General features: G+C 49.2%; 17 protein-coding genes. 2 read left to right on the forward strand and 15 right to left on the reverse strand.

Annotated elements, in window-relative coordinates; all coding sequences use genetic code 11:
• The first annotated feature begins 72 nt into the window (after positions 1–72).
• Positions 73–1,257: an IS256 family transposase gene (locus tag RT018_RS04500; RefSeq protein ID WP_312939672.1), complete on the forward strand. Its 1,185-nt coding sequence runs from the start codon at positions 73–75 to the stop codon at positions 1,255–1,257.
• Between the two features lie 461 nt (positions 1,258–1,718).
• The gene (locus RT018_RS04505) at positions 1,719–2,891 is read left to right on the forward strand and encodes an IS110 family transposase (protein ID WP_312939673.1); all 1,173 of its coding nucleotides are present in this window, start codon (positions 1,719–1,721) and stop codon (positions 2,889–2,891) included.
• A 798-nt stretch (positions 2,892–3,689) separates the two neighbouring features.
• Here the strand turns inward: RT018_RS04505 and RT018_RS04510 are convergent.
• From RT018_RS04510 to RT018_RS04580, 15 genes are all read right to left on the reverse strand, one after another.
• Entirely contained in the window at positions 3,690–3,971 is a 282-nt protein-coding gene (locus RT018_RS04510) for a small multi-drug export protein (RefSeq protein ID WP_312939745.1), read from the reverse strand.
• A gap of 498 nt (positions 3,972–4,469) precedes the next feature.
• Positions 4,470–4,838 (reverse strand): cupin domain-containing protein, encoded by a 369-nt coding sequence (locus tag RT018_RS04515; protein ID WP_312939675.1) that lies wholly within the window; start codon positions 4,836–4,838, stop codon positions 4,470–4,472.
• Entirely contained in the window at positions 4,828–5,394 is a 567-nt protein-coding gene (locus RT018_RS04520) for an NUDIX hydrolase (protein ID WP_312939676.1), read from the reverse strand. Before RT018_RS04520 ends, RT018_RS04515 begins: the two co-directional genes overlap by 11 nt.
• Positions 5,366–6,325, reverse strand: coding sequence for an NAD-dependent epimerase/dehydratase family protein (locus tag RT018_RS04525; RefSeq protein ID WP_312939678.1), 960 nt, complete (start codon positions 6,323–6,325; stop codon positions 5,366–5,368). Before RT018_RS04525 ends, RT018_RS04520 begins: the two co-directional genes overlap by 29 nt.
• An 11-nt stretch (positions 6,326–6,336) precedes the next feature.
• Positions 6,337–7,347: an NAD(P)-dependent oxidoreductase gene (locus tag RT018_RS04530; protein WP_312939680.1), complete on the reverse strand. Its 1,011-nt coding sequence runs from the start codon at positions 7,345–7,347 to the stop codon at positions 6,337–6,339.
• Between the two features lie 19 nt (positions 7,348–7,366).
• Positions 7,367–8,299 carry a transketolase C-terminal domain-containing protein gene (locus RT018_RS04535; RefSeq protein WP_312939681.1) on the reverse strand — a complete coding sequence of 311 codons (933 nt, stop codon included), beginning with the start codon at positions 8,297–8,299 and terminating at the stop codon, positions 7,367–7,369.
• Between the two features lie 11 nt (positions 8,300–8,310).
• Complete coding sequence (locus RT018_RS04540; protein WP_312939682.1) at positions 8,311–9,132, reverse strand: transketolase; 822 nt, start codon at positions 9,130–9,132, stop codon at positions 8,311–8,313.
• Between the two features lie 17 nt (positions 9,133–9,149).
• On the reverse strand, positions 9,150–10,160 hold the full coding sequence (locus tag RT018_RS04545) for a GDP-mannose 4,6-dehydratase (protein WP_312939684.1): 1,011 nt from the start codon (positions 10,158–10,160) through the stop codon (positions 9,150–9,152).
• Between the two features lie 21 nt (positions 10,161–10,181).
• Positions 10,182–11,189, reverse strand: a complete 1,008-nt coding sequence (locus tag RT018_RS04550) for a kinase (RefSeq protein WP_312939685.1) — start codon at positions 11,187–11,189, stop codon at positions 10,182–10,184.
• 18 nt (positions 11,190–11,207) lie between these two features.
• Positions 11,208–12,485: an HAD-IIIA family hydrolase gene (locus RT018_RS04555; RefSeq protein ID WP_312939687.1), complete on the reverse strand. Its 1,278-nt coding sequence runs from the start codon at positions 12,483–12,485 to the stop codon at positions 11,208–11,210.
• Positions 12,479–13,420, reverse strand: coding sequence for an NAD-dependent epimerase/dehydratase family protein (locus RT018_RS04560; protein WP_312939688.1), 942 nt, complete (start codon positions 13,418–13,420; stop codon positions 12,479–12,481). The genes RT018_RS04555 and RT018_RS04560 overlap by 7 nt, the downstream gene beginning before the upstream one ends.
• Positions 13,417–14,166 carry a glycosyltransferase gene (locus tag RT018_RS04565; protein ID WP_312939689.1) on the reverse strand — a complete coding sequence of 250 codons (750 nt, stop codon included), beginning with the start codon at positions 14,164–14,166 and terminating at the stop codon, positions 13,417–13,419. The genes RT018_RS04560 and RT018_RS04565 overlap by 4 nt, the downstream gene beginning before the upstream one ends.
• Before the next feature lie 14 nt (positions 14,167–14,180).
• On the reverse strand, positions 14,181–14,831 hold the full coding sequence (locus RT018_RS04570) for an SIS domain-containing protein (RefSeq protein ID WP_312939691.1): 651 nt from the start codon (positions 14,829–14,831) through the stop codon (positions 14,181–14,183).
• Between the two features lie 5 nt (positions 14,832–14,836).
• Positions 14,837–15,250 carry a GtrA family protein gene (locus tag RT018_RS04575; protein ID WP_312939692.1) on the reverse strand — a complete coding sequence of 138 codons (414 nt, stop codon included), beginning with the start codon at positions 15,248–15,250 and terminating at the stop codon, positions 14,837–14,839.
• A 275-nt stretch (positions 15,251–15,525) separates the two neighbouring features.
• Positions 15,526–17,946 carry a hypothetical protein gene (locus RT018_RS04580; RefSeq protein WP_312939694.1) on the reverse strand — a complete coding sequence of 807 codons (2,421 nt, stop codon included), beginning with the start codon at positions 17,944–17,946 and terminating at the stop codon, positions 15,526–15,528.
• Positions 17,947–17,969: the final 23 nt, after the last annotated feature.

A 17,969-nucleotide genomic window follows, 5' to 3' on the forward strand; every position in this document is an offset into this window, starting at 1 on the left:
GGCATAGAAAAGCCATTGGGACTCCGGTACAATGAATGGTGTCGAGACATTCAAAGAAGGAGATGAAACCCAATGGCTCAAGGAAAGAATACCACAGGTCTCACGGATTTGCTACTGAAATGTATGGCGGAGCCGGACCCGATGCTCAGCATGTTGGAGTGGCTGTGTGCACAGCTCATGGAGGCGGAGGTTTCCGGCATTGTGGGGGCGGAAAAGAACGTACACAGCCCGTCCCGCAACGATTATCGCTGCGGTTACCGCCCCCGGCGGCTGGATACCCGCATGGGAACGATGTATCTCATGGTGCCGAAGCTGCGCAGCCGTGGATACATCCCGTTTTTTGTCACAGAGCGCAAACGCAGCGAGGCAGCGCTGATCCAGGTCATTCAGGAGGCGTTTGTGCAGGGCGTGTCCACCCGGAAGATGGAGAAGCTGGCCCGCAGTCTGGGAATCGAAAACCTCTCCCGGAGTCAGGTCAGTGAGATGACAAAAGGCCTGAACGAACAGGTGCAGGACTTCCGCAGCCGGCCTTTGACCGGGCGCTATCCGGTCATTTGGACGGATGCCCTCTACGAAAAAGTCCGCATGGACGGTCATGTTGTCAACATGGCGGTGCTGGTTGCCTGCGGCGTCAATGAGCAGGGGCAGCGAGAAGTGCTGGCTGTGGAGCCGATGCTGACAGAATCCGAAGAAAACTACTCTCAGCTATTTCAAAGTTTACAGGAACGGGGGCTGACAACGCCTTCCCTGGTGGTTTCCGATGCTAATAAGGGGCTGGTTGCCGCCATCCGGAAAAGTTTCCCCGGCGCTTCCTGGCAGCGATGCAAGGTGCATTTTATGCGCAACATTCTGGCGCATGTGCCGCAGAAAGAGAAGGACGCTTTCGCGGCACAGCTGAAGGAAATCTGGCTGGCGCCCAATGAAGACCTTGCCCGCCAGCGGGCAAGGTTGCTCTCGGAACGGTATGAAAAGCGGTTTCCAAAGGCGATTGAGATTTTGGAGGAGGGGCTGGAAGATTCGCTGGCGTTCTATGCGTTTGCGGAACTCGACGCCCGCAAAATCTCTTCCACCAACATGCTCGAGCGGCTCAACAAGGAAATTCGACGCAGGACGAACGTCGTTGGAATCTTTCCCAATCCGGATTCCTACCTTCGGCTGGTGACCACTTACCTGATGGAATATGCCGAGGACTGGTCTGTTTCCAGGGCATATTTGAACCCAAAATCCATTCAGACACTGCTGCGAAACGCTGCTTGATTCACCGCCCGGAGTCCCTAAATTGCGAACTTCTCTTGACACGGCCGCCTCGGACTAACTCCTAGATTTGTCCCTTGAGTGCTTTTTCATTTAACTGTACAATTTTCTCGGATATGGTTTGCTCTCTACTTTCAGAATGGTGTGTCGTGACTTCATTCTAACAGAGACTGCAAACCTTGTCTCTTTTCATGTTTTTTTAATTTGCGCAACTTATTCTACCTCGTATTATAGAGTAGTAGTGATTAGAGACGATCTCCAGGGTCTTGTGCTACACTGTAAGGGATGCTGTGGATTGGTATTATTCTACTACCGCGTAGACGGTTTCGATAAGGCTCCAACCACAGCCCTTTGCAGTATTGTTAATTAGTTAGATACCGCCAGACGGTTTATTTAGAACGAGGTTACAAGAGCAAAGTGTCCTGTGGACTCAGCATCAAATAGTTCACTCCGGAGGTATTGTAATGGTTTTCGTTGGAATCGATGTTGCAAAGGACAAGCATGATTGCTTTATCATCAGCTCAGAAGGCGAAGTCCTTGCCGAGGTGTTTACCATTACCAACAACAAAGCCGGCTTTAAATGCTTACTGCAGAAGATCCGTTCCTGTGCCGGGAAATCCCAGAAAATAAAGGTAGGGCTTGAGGCTACCGGACACTACAGCTACAACATTCTTGGATTCCTTCTGGACAATGGCCTGGACAGCGTTGTCATTAACCCCTTGCACACCAATCTTTACCGGAAAAGCCTAAGCCTTAGAAAGACCAAGACAGACCGTGTGGATGCACGAACAATTGCAGCTATGCTCATGTCTGATGTGAACCTCAAGTCCTACACGGACACAGCTTACCACAACGAAGAGCTAAAATCGCTCACGCGATACCGTTTTGACAAAGTCCGGGCACGCGCTAAGCTCAAACAGTCTGTCGCCAGGCTGGTCAATATTCTCTTCCCAGAACTCGAAAAATTGGTTCCTTCACTTCACGGGGCGGCTGTTTATGCGCTTCTCAGCGAACTGCCCGGTGCTTACCAGATTGCCGCCTGCAACCTGACGCACTTAAAAACCATCCTTGCGGACGCCTCCAAAGGCCGCTACGGCAGAGATAAGTCCATTGAGATTCGTGATGCTGCCAGACAATCTGTTGGTTCCAGAATGCCTGCAAAGTCCTTGGAACTGCAACATACCATTCGCCTCATTCAAGAGATGGATATGGAGATCGGCGAGATTGAAGTGCAGATTGAAGCTATGATGGTTGAAATCCATTCTCCCATTATCACCATCCCTGGTATTGGCACACGCATGGGAGCCATGATTTTAGCCGAGATTGGCGATTTCTCCCAATTTGATTCTCCAGATAAGATTCTTGCTTATGCTGGCCTTTCACCGTCTATTTACCAATCTGGCCAGTACATAAGCGGCCATGCTCACATGGAAAAGCGTGGTTCGCGCTATCTTCGGTTCGCAATTTATACCGCAGCGAGATACGCTTGCCTTTGGGATCCTACTTTTGCTGCCTATCTTGCTAAGAAACGTGCCGAAGGAAAACACTATAATGTTGCCATCTCTCATGCGGCAAAAAAACTCGTGCGTTTGATCTTTGCCATGGAGAAATCCGGGCAGGTTTATCAGGTAACTTAATTCTTTCCATTCTCGCTTGATTAGGGCGCCTTTACGGACGCCCTTGTAGTTACGCTTCTCTTGCCGTCTTGCCAATTCACCGTTTCTCCTGGCTTTGGGGCTTGACTTTTAATAGTTAGTCTTATCGTAAACAAAACGCAAAAACCACCCGATTCCATGCGGAATCGGGTGGTTTATTTTGGTTAAAATGTTTTGAAAGTCCGCTGGTTTCCTTGCTCTTTACTCTCCGAAACGGCCACGGCGACCGCCAAAGACACGCCCACCATGGGGTTGTTGCCCATGCCCGGCCAACACTTTTATTGCTTTCATGGGTTCTAAATGTTGCTTATTTTCCTTGTTTCTAGACTATTGCCGCATAAATTTCATGCAAATAATTTCAACCGTTTCAGGAGATTTCTATGATTTCTCTGCGGCGGTAAACAAAATGGGGACAAATGGCTACACACCCTCAAGCGAATCATGATGGCAATTTGTGCCGGATTTTCGCTCGGGGTATGCAGAGCGTCATTCCCAAGGCAATGCCGCTAGCGTGCCGCCGCGCAAAAACAGACTCATTCCATAAAGTGCCCACCGTTGATCAGCAGGAACTCGCCGGTCACATAAACCTCAATGGACTCGTCAAATACAGCACGAAAATAGGATGTAGAGGTTGCAGAGAAGCAGTGTGCTGAGGGGGGAACAGGCTTGAGATCATTGGAACACCACCTAACGCTTCCCAACGCCAAGTGACTCAAAATTACAAAATCCGAATAATACCAGTTGACACAGCCGTCATAATTCCCGCTGCAATACAAACGCCTAAAAAATAATCGGAATGGCTTTTTTTAGCCGCATATCCAAGAGTGCTGCTACCAGTGCTCCCATCCATGCACCTGTTCCCGGCAACGAAATCGCCACTAAAATGCAAAGGCCAATTGTGCTGTACTTATGTACAATACGCCCCTTTAAATGTGCTTTCTTCTCCAACCTAGTAATTCTTTCGTCCCACCATCTGCTGCGTTTGCGAAGCCATGCAAAAATGTAGCGAATATACACGATAATGAATGGAACGGGTACCATATTTCCGAGGATGGCTGCCATCAGTACCAACGGATAATTCAGCCCCTGCGCAATCCCGTAGGGCAACCCGACCCGTAGTACAATAATTGGGGCCATGGAAATAAAAAGGTTACCATTAATTTCCCGAAGGTTATTCCTAAAAAACACTCAATGAATCTATCATTGGCATAAAGCTTCACTCTCCAGAGTATCAACTATTGATTCACAAGGAAAGTGAATTTGATAAGTGTTCCATTTTCGCTCTAACATGGCTAATTCCATAGTAATAAATCAACGCATCCCGCTTACTCATCTTTAAACGTGGCTAATTCGAATGTAGATAAAATACAACAGGATGCCCTCCAGAGTTTCCAACAAACTCCTCGTCCAGAAGAAAGACCTGGCGCCAAGCCGTCCGGCAGGGGTTGCTACTTCTAACTGAGGTAGACGCCCAATTTCCACCTTCCAGAAGACTCGGGAAATCAGGAAAATCGTGAGGTGTGGAGATAATCAAACGGTCCTGTCCACGCCGGGATATTTCTATACTTTAGGAGTTACGTGGATGTCCTTGCTGCCGTCCTCTAGCTCTACACCTTGGTCATACAGACTTACCAGCAAGGTGTCTGTTTGAAAGTCAAAAGAATGGCTTACTTCAGCGGGAACAAGAAACATATCTCCGTCTGAGAAGGTGTGCGTTTCCTCCTGCCCATTCTGACTTGCGGTAAACACGACTGTTCCATAAATGATATAGAACGCCTCGCGATTTACCTTATGGTAATGTCCTCCCCGCAAAGCGCCAGCTTTGGATTCAATTACATTGACCTGCTTGAAACCCGCTCTGATCAGCTGTGTCAGCTTTCCACGCTCGTCCTGAAAGGTAAAATTCGGCTGAATGAATTCAATCAGCATTTTTTCCTCCAATCTGTTTCTTTGCCCAGTGCCAGCAGACGAGTCCCAGAAGCTGAGAGAAATCACCGCGGGCCTCCAATGCGTCGAGTTCGGCGGGTGTATGGAATTGAACTTCAATCAGTTCCGCACCGTCCAAATGGGGTGTCAGCAGTTCGCCGCATTCCGCAAGATACAGATAAGCTCTTCCCGTGGATACGCCTGCCCGCATATAAGACGAGCCAAGCGGGGTGAGCTTTTCCACCGATAGCCCGGTCTCTTCTCCCAACTCCCGGACTGCCGCTACCGCCGGAGCTTCTCCCTCTTCAATTTGCCCGCAAGGAAGCTCCAACAGCCATTCGTTGACAGAGTGCCGGTATTGGCGGATCAAAACGATCTTTCCCTGATAGATCGGCAAAACGCAGGCGCAGTCCCGTTCCCAGATATATGAATAGGGATATTCCTGCCCGCCAATAGAAAGGGTGTCCTGCACAATTTTGAATCTACCGATTTCGTGGGTTTTGCTTTGAGCGACCTCGTAAGGCCGTTCCTTATCCAAAGTTTTTTTGATAGTACGCATAGGCCTGTCTGACTCCATCTTCAAAGGGAATTTCTGGCTTCCAGCCGAGGGCTTTTATCCGATCCAGTTGAAGCAGGGGGAATTCAACGCCTTCCGGTTTCGTTGTATCAAAAACCAGATTCCCAGAGTATCCGGTGACCCTGCGGACAGTTTCCGCCATCTCACGGATGGTGATGTATGTTCCGGAGCTGATGTTGTATACGCCTTGAGCTTCCTTGGCTTCCAAAAGCGTGAGATACGCTTCTGCAACATCATCAGCTGTCAGCAGATCCCGTCGAAGATTTCCACTTCCCCAAATCACGACCTCTGGTGCATCGGTTTTTACTGCATCACAAAAGCGTTTCAAAAGGGCGGGAAAGACCGGCAAATTGTCAGGCGTCTCATAGTGATAGCAATTTCCATAAACATTTGCCAAAACAGCGGTGACACACCGCATCTGGCCTGCATCGTCAATTGTGCGGCAGAGTTCTTTGCCCAGCAGCTTTGGCATGGCATAGTACCGTTCGCGCTCAATCTGAATTGCACCCGGCTGCATGGACTCCTCGGGGAGCAGACCGTCAACAGTGCGCTGTGCATCAGAAGGATAGGCTGCATGGCTGCACACATAGATCAGCTTCTTTGCGCCAAAACGCAAGGAGGCATCAATCACATTGGCAATCATCAAGGTGTTATCAAGCATCAGTTGAACGGGACGCGTCCGGACATTTACGCTATTTGCGGGAATTGCGGCATTGAAAATAACGAATTCAGGCTGTTCCTGCTGAAAAAAGGCCATCACATGACTCTGATTTGTCAAATCCAACTCGTCATGAGAACGAAAGACCACATTGCAATAGTCCCGTGCGTTTAACCGCTCAAGAAGCGCGGTTCCGATCAATCCTCGATGCCCAGCAACATATATTTTACTTTCTTTTGAGATAGCTTCCGACATAGGGCTTCTCCTTATAAATTCTCCAGCTTTTCGTCAAAGACGTTATATCGCTTCTTTGCCTTTTCCAGATTGTTCAGATACCACTGGACCGTCTCGCGAATGGCGTCATCAAAAGGCGTGCTTGCTTCAAAATCATAGCTCTTGGCCCGGTCCATATTCATGACACGCTTAGGATCACCCAAAGGCTTGGTGGTGTCGAAGACAATCTCCCGGCCCGGATCCACGTATTTGATGATTGTCTCTGCCAGTTCCTTGACGGTGTGACCCGTTCCGGTGCCCAAATTCACGGGTTTTTCCGGCATTTTCTCCAGCATTAGCATCATGCCCCGGGCGACATCACGGGAAAACACGAAGTCGCGAACCTGAGAGCCGTCTCCCCAGACTGTCAGAGGGGATTCGCCCCCTACCGCGCGGTAGATCAAGCCGGGAACCACCATGCCGTCAGCCGCAAATGCATCGTAGGGACCAAAAACGCTGGAAGGACGAACGATACACAATTGAATGTCATCCTCAGAGCGGTTATACGCCAATTCTCGCTTATACAAGTTAATCTGCATTTCTCCGAATCGCTTACCCCAGCCGTTGCCCACATCAATATCAGAGGGGAACGTGGTGGCTACATCGTCCTCGTTGAGGACCTCAGCGGGTGCATAGACACTGTAAGAGCTGGTAAAGAGATAGCGCTTGACTTTCTCGGCACGGGCGGCTTTCAGGATGTTGGATGCCAACTCCACGCTGCGCTCAAAATAGGTAAAGGGACGCTCTAAAGAAGTCTTAACAGAACCTTTCACGCCAGTCAGGTTAAAAACGTAATCCATGCCCTTGCAAGCATTTCGGCACTGCTGAAAATCGGTCAAATCCGCTTTGATAAATTCAGAGCCTTCTGGAGCACGGGAGGGATCGTCCAGAGATGCCACGCGCACGGTGGCTCCAGCTTTTCGCAGTAAAGCGGTCAATTCTCGACCAATCATACCGCTGCCGCCAGCAATAAATACATTTTTTCCTTCATAGATATTTGACACAATAATTCCCCTCAATCTTTTACTTTAACCAGTTACATATTGTTTGTTCAATACTGTCAGAATCCAGTCCCAAATAAGAACGAACCTCTGCAGTGGTTCCAAAGCTATAATAATATCCATTGGTAAAATCAAGACCAATATGTTTTATGGGTTTGACAATATCGTTTTTGGCCATGCACTCAGAAATGGCGGCACCCAGGCCACCGGAAATATTATGTTCCTCCACTGTGACAATTTGTGTTGCCTTACGCAAGGCGGCACAAAGCCCAATCTCATCCATTGGAAGAGAAATAATTTCCATCAATCCAGCATCTATCTTTTTATTGCGGAGTCGATTTACGACCTCTGCACAAGTAATGACAGGCGATGCAGTGCTGACAATTAGTAAATCGTGTCCCTCCCGTCGGGAAATCAACCCTTTTTCATAATCCAGAATCACATCTTCATAAAATGGATCGCTCAAAGAATGTTCCATCCTTAAAAAATTAGGGTGAGAAAGGGCCAAGGAGTAGTCCAATGCCGCTTGTGTCATCGTCGCATTATTTACCGCATTAATTTTTAGATTTGCAATTCCCCGCAGAACAGCCAAATCCTCCACGTTAAAGTGGGTCGGGCCAAAGGAGCTGAAGTTGATTCCTACACCAATAGAAATTAAGGTAATTGGAACGTCCATGCAACCCATGAGGTTTCTGAGCTGATCATAGGTCCTTGACCATACAAACGGGCTGCTGCCATAGGCAAACACTTTCTTGCCGCACTGTGCCAGCCCAGCTGCTACAGCTATCATATTCTGCTCCGCAATCCCAACGCTGACATATCGATGGGGAAACTCAATCCGAAACTGATCAAGAGTCTGACCTGCCAAATCGGAGGAGACAATGACAATATCCTCTCCACTTTTCACTTTTTGGTATATCTTTTCAAAAAAAACATCGCGTGTATTTCTCGCCATAATGTCACCCCCTATTGATTTAATTCCTCATATGCTTTTTGCAAAAGCCCCTCTTTTGGCATAGTGCCATGCCAAAGGGGGTCGTTGCACATATAGTCAATGCCATTGCCCTTCACCGTCTCTGCAATAATCATAAGTGGCTTATCACGACGGAAGGAACGAATATCTTTTAGCACAGAAAGAATACTCGCCATGTTATGTCCGTCAATTCTTTTGACATCCCATCCAAACGCAGCCCATTTATCTTCTAAAGGTTCCAGCTGAATCAAGTTTTCGGTAAAATCTGTCTTACACAAGTAATTTCGATCCGTAAAAGCAATCAAATTATTAAGTCGGTTTTTTCCTGCAAACATCGCTGCTTCCCATATGGAACCTTCTGAACTCTCTCCGTCACCAATAATTGTAAAAACATATCGATCAATCCGATCCATTTTCAGGCCTAAGGCCATTCCACATGCTACACCAAAACCAATACCCAAGGTGCCGCCGACACACTCGACACCGGGAATCGTTGGTTTTAGCATCAGCCCTATTTGACCGCCTAGCTGCATATATCCATCTAGTACTTCTTGGCCAAAAAAACCAATGTCTTTTAGAATAGGATAAAGAATGCTACTGGCATGGCCCTTACTGAATACAAAGCGATCTCGCTCTCTCCAGTTTGGATCTTCTGGATGAAGCTCCATAACGTGATAGTAAAGCGCAATCAAAATTTCTGCACAGGAAAATGAAGACGAAGGATAACCAATTCCGGTTTTCTCGCACATTTTCAAAGTAGCTAGTTTCATTTCTCGCGTTTTGGCATTTAATTCTTCAACGGTAGCGAGATACATACAACTTTTCCCTTCTTTCATCGATCAAGATATGTTCCCATAACCCTAATTTTTTGCCGCCAGTACTCCAGCAAATCGTCCATGGTTTTTTCATAGGGAATTTCGGGCTTCCAGCCGGTGTGCGCCGTGAATTTAGAACAGTCAGGAATTTGCAGATCTGCATCAATGGGCCGCAGGCGTTCCGGATCTGTAACGATCTGGATATCCTTCTGCGTAGAATGAGAGATCAAAGTATTGAGCGTATCTCCAACCGTGCAGGTATAAGTGCCGCCAATGTTATAGTACGCGCCCCGCTCCGGATTGACTGTCACCAGCATATAATACGCCCGCACCGCGTCTCGCACATCGGCATAGGTGCGCAGGGAATCCAGATTGCCCACCTTGACCTCCGGTTTTTGTAGACCTGCTTCAATCATAGCAATCTGCTTGGCAAAGGTGGACTCATGGAACACATCGCCCCGCCGTGGACCGGTGTGGGTAAACATCCGGGTGGTCATGACCATCATGTCGTAGGCCTCTGCATAGTACCGTCCTACCAAGTCTGTCCCCACCTTTGAGATGGCGTAGGGCGAAGCGGGGTGAAAAGAACACTCCTCATTGATGGGTACCTTTTCTTTGGGGACCCGGCCAAATACCTCGCTGGAGGCACAGACATGGATCACCGGCGTCTGCTCCAGAAGGTGGACGCTCTCCAAAAGCCGACAGGTTCCCAGAATATTGGTGTTCAGCGTGTCCACCGGGGCAGTGAAGCTGGTCAGCGGATAGCTCTGTGCCGCCAGATGGAAGATGTAATCCGGCTTCACGCTCCGCAGAACTTTGATCAAGGATGCTTGATCGTTCAAATCACCATACTCAATAAAAATCCGGTCCTTATGGTTGATCCGCTCCATCAGGTGGGAAATGTTATCCAGCGGGCTGCGCCAGCGCTGCATGCCATAGATGTCCCAATTGGTATTGTCCAACAGAAAGTCTGCCAGGTGGGAACCTACCATACCAGTCATTCCAGTAATCAGTGCTTTGATGTGCATAAAAAACCTCCCGTGTTTTATTCAAGTGGTTTCTTCCGGTACCTCGTACTCCTCGGGTACATAATAGAGAACTTTTGTGCCCTCGTTCTCAAAGGCAAAGGGAACATAAAGAAAATCCCGCAGAGCCCTTCGTACGGCTGGCTGATGCTCAGGCTTTACAAAGAGCATAAAAAACCCGCCGCCGCCCGCGCCCATCAGCTTTCCGCCTAAAGCGCCGGCACCCAGTGCCTTTTGATAAATGAAATCAATACTGTCATTAGATATTTTGCTGGTCAGGCCCCGCTTCAATTGCCAGGTATAGTCCAACAGACGACCAAACTCTGCAATATCGCACTTGCTGGTCAAAATGCGCTCCCCATCATTTACTAAGGACAGCATTTCCTGTAGCTCTGCCGTTTTATCCCGAACAACTTTTACCTGCGCCGATGCAACCTCCGCAGACACCCGGGAAAACCCAGTAAAAAACATCATTAAATGGTCGTTAAACAGCTTTTTCCGTTCCTTGCTGATGATGATTGGCTGCACATCAAAGGTATTATCGTGGAAATTGATGCGATTGAGTCCGCCGTACGCCGCAGCAATCTGGTCCTGCCATCCGCCGCTTTCCGCGCACAACGTGCGCTCCACATAGATTGCATCTTGCGCAAGCTGTTGTTCTCCCACGTATTTTCCCTTCAGCGCATAAAAACCGTTGAGCATTCCCACCGCAAAGGAAGAGCTGCTACCAAGGCCCGAACGGGAGGGCAGATCAGAATCATAAACCACCCGCAGCTCATGCATGTCCAAAAACTGCATGGTGTTACGTACCAATGGATGCTCAATTTCCGCTGAAGTGGCGGTCCGCTCCATTCGGGTATAAACAATCAGGTTTTTCGTATCAAAGAACGGCGGCTGGTGACGGACCGTCACATAACAGTATTTGTCAAAAGTTGTGGAGATCACGCTCCCACCGTATTCTTCAAAAAAAGGCTGATAATCCGTTCCTCCGCCTAAAAATGACATCCGAAACGGCGTTCTTGTGATAACCATTGTGCCTCTCCTCACCCGTTATTCAGCAGCTAAGACGCTCTCGACAAAGGCGAGCAGGCTGGAATAGCATGCTGTGTTTTCGATCTTGGTATCCGCGAGGTTTCCAATGTATACCGTCTGACATCCGGCGGCACGTCCCGCCTGAATATCCGAGGGACTGTCGCCCACCATATAGGAACGTTCCAAATCGATGTGATACTGCGCCGCGGCCTGTAAGAGTAGGCCAGGCTTGGGCTTGCGGCAATCGCAATCGATCTTATACTCCGCCACCTCTCCCGGGAAGCCCTTATGGGGATGGTGGGGGCATAAAAAGATCCCATCCACATAGGCGCCCTCGGCGCCCAACATTGTTTCCATGGCATTGTGAATTTCATTTAGTTGCGCCCAGGAACACTCGCCCCGTGCAATCACCGGCTGGTTAGTAACCACCACTGCCAAATAGCCCGCGGCGTTGATACGCCGAATTCCTTCCGCCGCTCCAGGCAGAAGTTCCATTTCCTCGCTGCGGGTCAAAAAACCTTTGTGAACATTGATCACGCCGTCCCGATCCAGAAAAACCGCCCGCTGTTTCTGAGATAGGTTTCTGCTTTGCACTAAGCCGGTTTCCACATCCTTACAGACCGCGGCGTACCGGTCCGGCGTACCCATGTCCTTGATATACTCCGTAGTATCATAAGCATAGATCCGGCCGGTGTCAATCAGAGGCCGAATCACATCCCTGTCCAAATCTGCCTTTTTTATCTCGTTAAACTGCGTCAACGCTTCAGGAGACACCAATTGCACCCCGGCATTGACCTGGTTTTTATAGAAACGTCTGGGGTCTTCTTTATTCAGCCACTGGGTCACCTGATTTTGCTCTCCTATCACCAGCAGCGCGCTGTCATATGGATGGCCGTTGGGGTGGGACGCCAATGTAACCAGCGCGCTATGCTCTCGGTGGAACGCCAGCATCCGACCAAAATCCATATCCAGGATCAAATCCCCGTTCAGCAGAAGAAAATCCTCCAGCAGGCGTCCTTTCATGGCAATGACGGCTCCGGCGGTACCCAGCGGCTGCTCCTCCTGATAATAGCTGATTTCAACGCCCCAGCGGTGACCATCCTGAAAATAGTCCTGAATAATATTCCCTAAATGTCCAATAGAGAGAATCAGCTCTGTGATACCCTGCCGTTGGAGACATTCGATTTGGTGTTCTAAAACAGGCTTGCCGCATACGCGAATCATCGGCTTGGGAATATCGCTAGCCACGCTGGAAATGCGCGTTCCCTTTCCACCCGCCATAATAAATGCTAACACAGAACGTTCCCCCGATCAGCACCCTGTAAATACCAGTCCATCGTGGCGCGGATGCCGTCCTCAATCTGGGTAAACCGAAACGCCGGATTGAGCTGTAAAAACAATGTATTGTCCATCTCCCGGGATTGCAGACCCGTCGGCTTCTCCACATCCCATACAATATTGATTTTGGAAAGGCCAAGGTTTGTACGAATCAATTCTGTAATCTCCTTAATACGCACTTGCCGCCCGGTGGCGATATTGATGGGTCTACAATCATATCGATCCGTCTCTGCCGCATCCAGCAAAATTTCAACTACATCCTTTAAGTACAGAAAATCTCTGGTTTGCATTCCATCTCCCCATACGGTGATTTGGCTTTGCCCCTTATCTGCGGCCTCTTGGAACTTCTGCACCGTGGCGGGAATGAAGTGAGTGCCCGTCTCTCCAAAGTGATCGCCGGGACCGTATAGGTTTGGCGGAATGAAATAGGCCCAAGACATGGCATCCTGCGCCTGAAGATGCTCCAGAAGAATCTGCTTGCAGGTGCCATAGGTATTCTCCGCCCGCTGATCCCAGAGATCCTCCTCCCGCGCAGGATGAGAAAGGCCGGTCTGATAGGTACACGAGGAGCCAAAGGTAATCAATTTTTTCACACCGCTTTTCCGGGCGGCGGCCACGATGTTGAAGTTCATCATCAGATTGACTTCAAGAAAGTACAGCGGTTGGCTGATCCCGCTGCCAACGCCCGCATGCTTTGCCGCCACATGATAGACCACATCAATGTGGTGCGCTTGAAAGTACGCCTCTACGGCGGCAGTATCCAGCAGGTTCAGTTCCTTGGATGAGGGGGTAAGAATGCAGTCCGTGTGATACTTTTGGCGCAAAGCCAACGTCAAGCCGTGGCCGATAAAACCGTTGGCCCCAGTGACTAGAATGCTCTTTTTTTCACTCATACCCTGCTGTCCTCTCTTTTAATTGCTTTTTTACGGGGTTTTCCCTGCCCCAAAAACCACTTATGGACAATGGTATACAAGCACCAATAGATGCAGGTGGACATCCATTTTCCCATTTTGAACTGAGATTCCCCGGCAACCCGATCATTCCAGACGTCGGGAACCTCGGTAATTGCATAGCCCGCCAGATAAATCTTTTGCAAAATCTCGATGGTTCCTCCGTGTCCATCCGTGGTAATGGGAATTTTCCGCAGGATTTCCGTGCGGTACATCCGATAGGCGTTGGAGATATCGTGGGTGGGGATTCCGGTCAATCCTTTCATCCCCACGCCGGATAGGCGGGACAAAAAGGCCTTTAAATCCCCTTTGCTGTTTCGCTGTCCGCCCTCCATATACCGGGACCCGACCACCACGTCGCTCCCCGCGTCCAGTTTTCCCTTCATGAGATCAATGGTTGTAAGGTCGTCCGCCAAATCGGCCATCGCATAAACCAGATATTCGCCCTGCGCCGCCTGAATGGCGGTACGAAACGCATTGATAGCGCCTCGCCCATAGGTGTTTTTTTGCAATACAATGCTGTAAGAATACTTGTCCATCACACTCCGCAGAACAGGGAGGGTATTGTCCTCATCCATATCATAGACCACCAGAACCCGAAAGTCCGAGGATACTTTTTCATTCAGCTCATCCAGCAAAGGGATAATATTGTCTTTTTCGTTGTAAACAGGTACAAAAACGTCAATCATGAAAATTTAACCTCTTAAAAAAATTCTGCTTCCAGCATGGCGCACAGCGCATGATAGACTGGCAGATGGTATTCCTGTATGGCAAAGGTTTCGGCAGCAGGAACGCGGATCAGACAATCGCAGAGTTCTCTCATTTTTCCGCCACTCTCTCCCGTCATTCCCACCACCTTCAGTCCCATCGCTCGGGCAGTCATGCAGGCGCAAAGCACATTGGGAGAGTTCCCCGAGGTGCTGATGGCCAGAAACACATCGCCTGCCTTGCCCAAGCCATAAACCCCTTGGGCAAAGACCCCCTTAGGCGAGGAATCATTCATATAAGCAGTGGATAGCGCCGTCATTTCCGGCAGGGCAACAGCAGGCAAAGCCCCCTCCAGCAAGGCGGCGGTCTCCCGGCCGACTTGTCCATACAGGGTCTCCAGTTGTACAAAAACGGCTTCATCGGCAGGCCGGCGAAAATGAAAGGACTTCATGAGCTCCCCTACGATATGGGCGCTGTCCGCAGCACTGCCGCCATTGCCGGCGAGCAGCAGCTTTTTTCCGGCACGGTATGCGTCTCGCAGCAGAGAAAAGGCCTGAACAATATCTTCCTTACAGCATGTCAGAGCCGGATACCGCTGAAGAAGCTGTTTCAACCGAGCCTCGGGCGTAAGATGTTGATGTTCCATAGGTGTCACATCCTTTCTTTAAAAACCCAGAATTTTCGAATAAAATAATTTAGGATAATGACTGTGACCACATCTACCGCTTTTGCTGATGTCTCGTTCACCCCCATCAAATCCACCATGGCATACAGCATCAGCATATCCAAGATACCGGTTCCCACGCTGCAGCAAAAAAAGGACCATAGTTCTTTAAAACATATATCCTTGTCCCATTTGACGCTTTGAAAGACACAGACCTTGTTCGCCACAAAGGAGAATAGAAAGGACAGCACCCATGCAATGGCGTTGGCCGCCAGATAATAGATTCCAAAAATCGCTTCTAAAACATGGTACACACCAAAATTCAGGATCGTATTCATCACACCTACGATCCCATATGCAATAATTTCACGGCATTTTTTCAGGCAGTTCTTCATCTGCATCTTTTTTCGTCCTTGTTTCTCGTCATTTTTGCTTCCTGTGCATTGGCGAAACTCATGGATGCTATTAATCAATTTTCCCAGCATTCCGTAAGTGCGTCAAGTTAATAAGAATAGCTATAAAAGTATATCACTTACCACCGCAAAAAGCAACCAATTCCAACAGGAATTGGTTGCTTTCTTTTGCTTTTGCGTCCGAATTAAACATCAAGATCCCCTCAACAGCTGCCCGTGCTTTTTCGCAGATACTCCGGAATATATAATCCACTTTTTTGCGTTCAATCTTGTATTACAATAAATTCCTCCGTTGCAGAAAAATACTCCCCACTTTGGCTCACAGCATAAAACCGCAGGGTATTTTCACCTGGCAAGAGATATTTGGGTGAAATGCACATCTCAAAGCCCACCATTTGAAAACGCAGGCGATCCATGTGCTCCTCCACATCCAATCGGGGACTACCGTAATAGCAGGGGAAAAAGCGGCCATTTACCTCCGCAACAACCGCGGAAGCCGGTGTGTAGGCCCACTGGTCATAGGCGTAGCCGTTGCGCAGCAGCAAATATCCGTCCTGAAAATAAGCACTTGCGCCGTTTGCGTTAATTAAAACACCGGATGTCGGTTCACCATGGAAAACGGCTTGGGGAATCGAGGCGGGTTTCCCCATTCCGAATGTAAGCTCCATTTCGCTCCAAAGAACTTCAGGCAGTCTATTTTTGTAGTCTTCTGAATCTGCCACGGCATAGGTCAGCTTTTCTTCTTCAGCAACGTCGGAGAATCGGGACAGGTAATACGCGCCAACGTTCTTTTGCCCATTATAATTCTGCACATAGGGCAGATACCTCACGGAACTGTAAAGGCCGCAGACGAAGGCCAGAAGACACACGGCCACTGTTTTGCAATAAGCGGTACGAGAGGGCTTCATCTGCCCCAGATGCACCCCTGCTGCCAGAAGGTAAAGGCCCAATGGAATAAGCATCGTATACAAACGGTACCGAGAGGACAGCGCCTGATCAATACCGTAGCTGCTGCGGGAAAACGTGGTCATCACGATTTGTCCAACCGCAAAAATAATGAGAGCCGCCGGAAAAAACATTTCGCGCAGCTTCTTCTTCCATAAAACCAAAATTGCCGCCAGAATACACAATCCCATCAGAAGAAGCCCCGCCACTGCCGCGCCGCGTACAGAATTTACCAAGCTTCCGCCAGTGAGCACTAGGCTGTATTTTAGCATCGTCAGAAAAACTGCGGTTTCACCGCCGACATTCAGGTGATACCCCGGTAAATATACCGCGAACGTCGCAGCACCCACAGCCAAGGTTCCAAAAGCACCTTTGGAAAGCTTCCTTTTTTCAAAGATTCTCGCGGCTATAAACAGGATCAGATATACCGGCCAAACAACCAGTCCCACCAGCCCCGAAAAAGAGGCCAATACACCGCAAAGTAAGGAGGAAATTAACCATGTTCGGTTTTTTTCATCCAGCTGAAGATACTTCTGCATACAAAAAAGACTGGCAATGGAAAAGAAAACCGCAAGAAAAATAATCGCTCCGTATCCGCCAAACTGCATTTCAAAAGCACCCAAGTGAAACAATAATGCCATGGCGGGTGCCGCTGCATAAAGCGCCAGTCGTGATGGCGCGGCCTGCTTGCTTCGCAGCCAATGCCAGCAGAAAAGACCGCTGGAAAACATACACAGCCCAGAAAGCAACATCATTGCCGTCATTTGAAAATTTGTGGCGGACAGCACGCCAAGAGCCAATGCGCCGGAAAAGAAAATTCGGCTTTCGTTGCTCTGGACATATAGGCTTTCCAAAGCACCCCAAATAGAGCCCCGACTCTCCGCAATTCGCTGGTAAAGCCCAATCAGCTTCCAGTCATCTCCAATCGGCGCTTTGCAGCCCTCCGTTGCCACTAAAAACAAAAAGATAGCCGCAGGGAGGAGGAACAAAAGCAGAGAAAGCAAAAAATTTCCCCGTTTAAACGCACGATTCGTGCGCACGGGTTCGCATCTAGTCTGTTCTTCTCCACACCATAATAAGACATTAAACGAGAACACAGCGGCCAAGCCGGCAACTGTTAAAAGCAGAAGCATCCAGCCCAGGCTGGCCGACAAAAATGGAGTGGAATCGGTTCCCTCGGAATAAAAGGAGATGTCTTCCCCCTCCGCCTCCACACCATCGACAAAAAGGGCGCCCTCCTGATAGAGGTTTCCCACCGTCTGCCACAGGCCAGCGCTGCATCCTTCCCGCCCGGCGGTGGAGGAGACGGAAAGAAGCAGGGTTTCGTTGTCTTTGCTGTATGCCGTGTGCAATAGCCGAAAGGTTCTCCAAGTATCGTTTGCAATCGCCTGCACCGGCAGCGTCTCCTGCAAATACGCCTCGCCATTCTCCTTGCCCAGCAAAGAGACGGTCAGCGTGTCCCCCTCCGCCGGCTCCTGTGGAACGGCAAACAGCAAAGAGACCTTGCGGATATTATGGTCGGCCTTGATTGTTTGCGTGACGGTGGTTCCCTCCACTAGGGCGTGGGCCACCGTGCTGTTGCGATAGTTTTCATCATAAACACGATGTGGGCCCGCATTGATTCCCATGGTTGTGCGAACAGCGAAAACCGCCAGGCATACGCCCCATAAAATGAAAAGGAAGGAAAAAAGCTGTTTAAAAAATGTCCAGTAACAGATGTTTGCTACGAATTTCCTCATATTATTCTCCTAAAATATTTCGG

Origin of the sequence: Oscillibacter sp. (assembly GCF_032060045.1) — a bacterium.
GTDB lineage: Bacteria > Bacillota > Clostridia > Oscillospirales > Oscillospiraceae > Oscillibacter.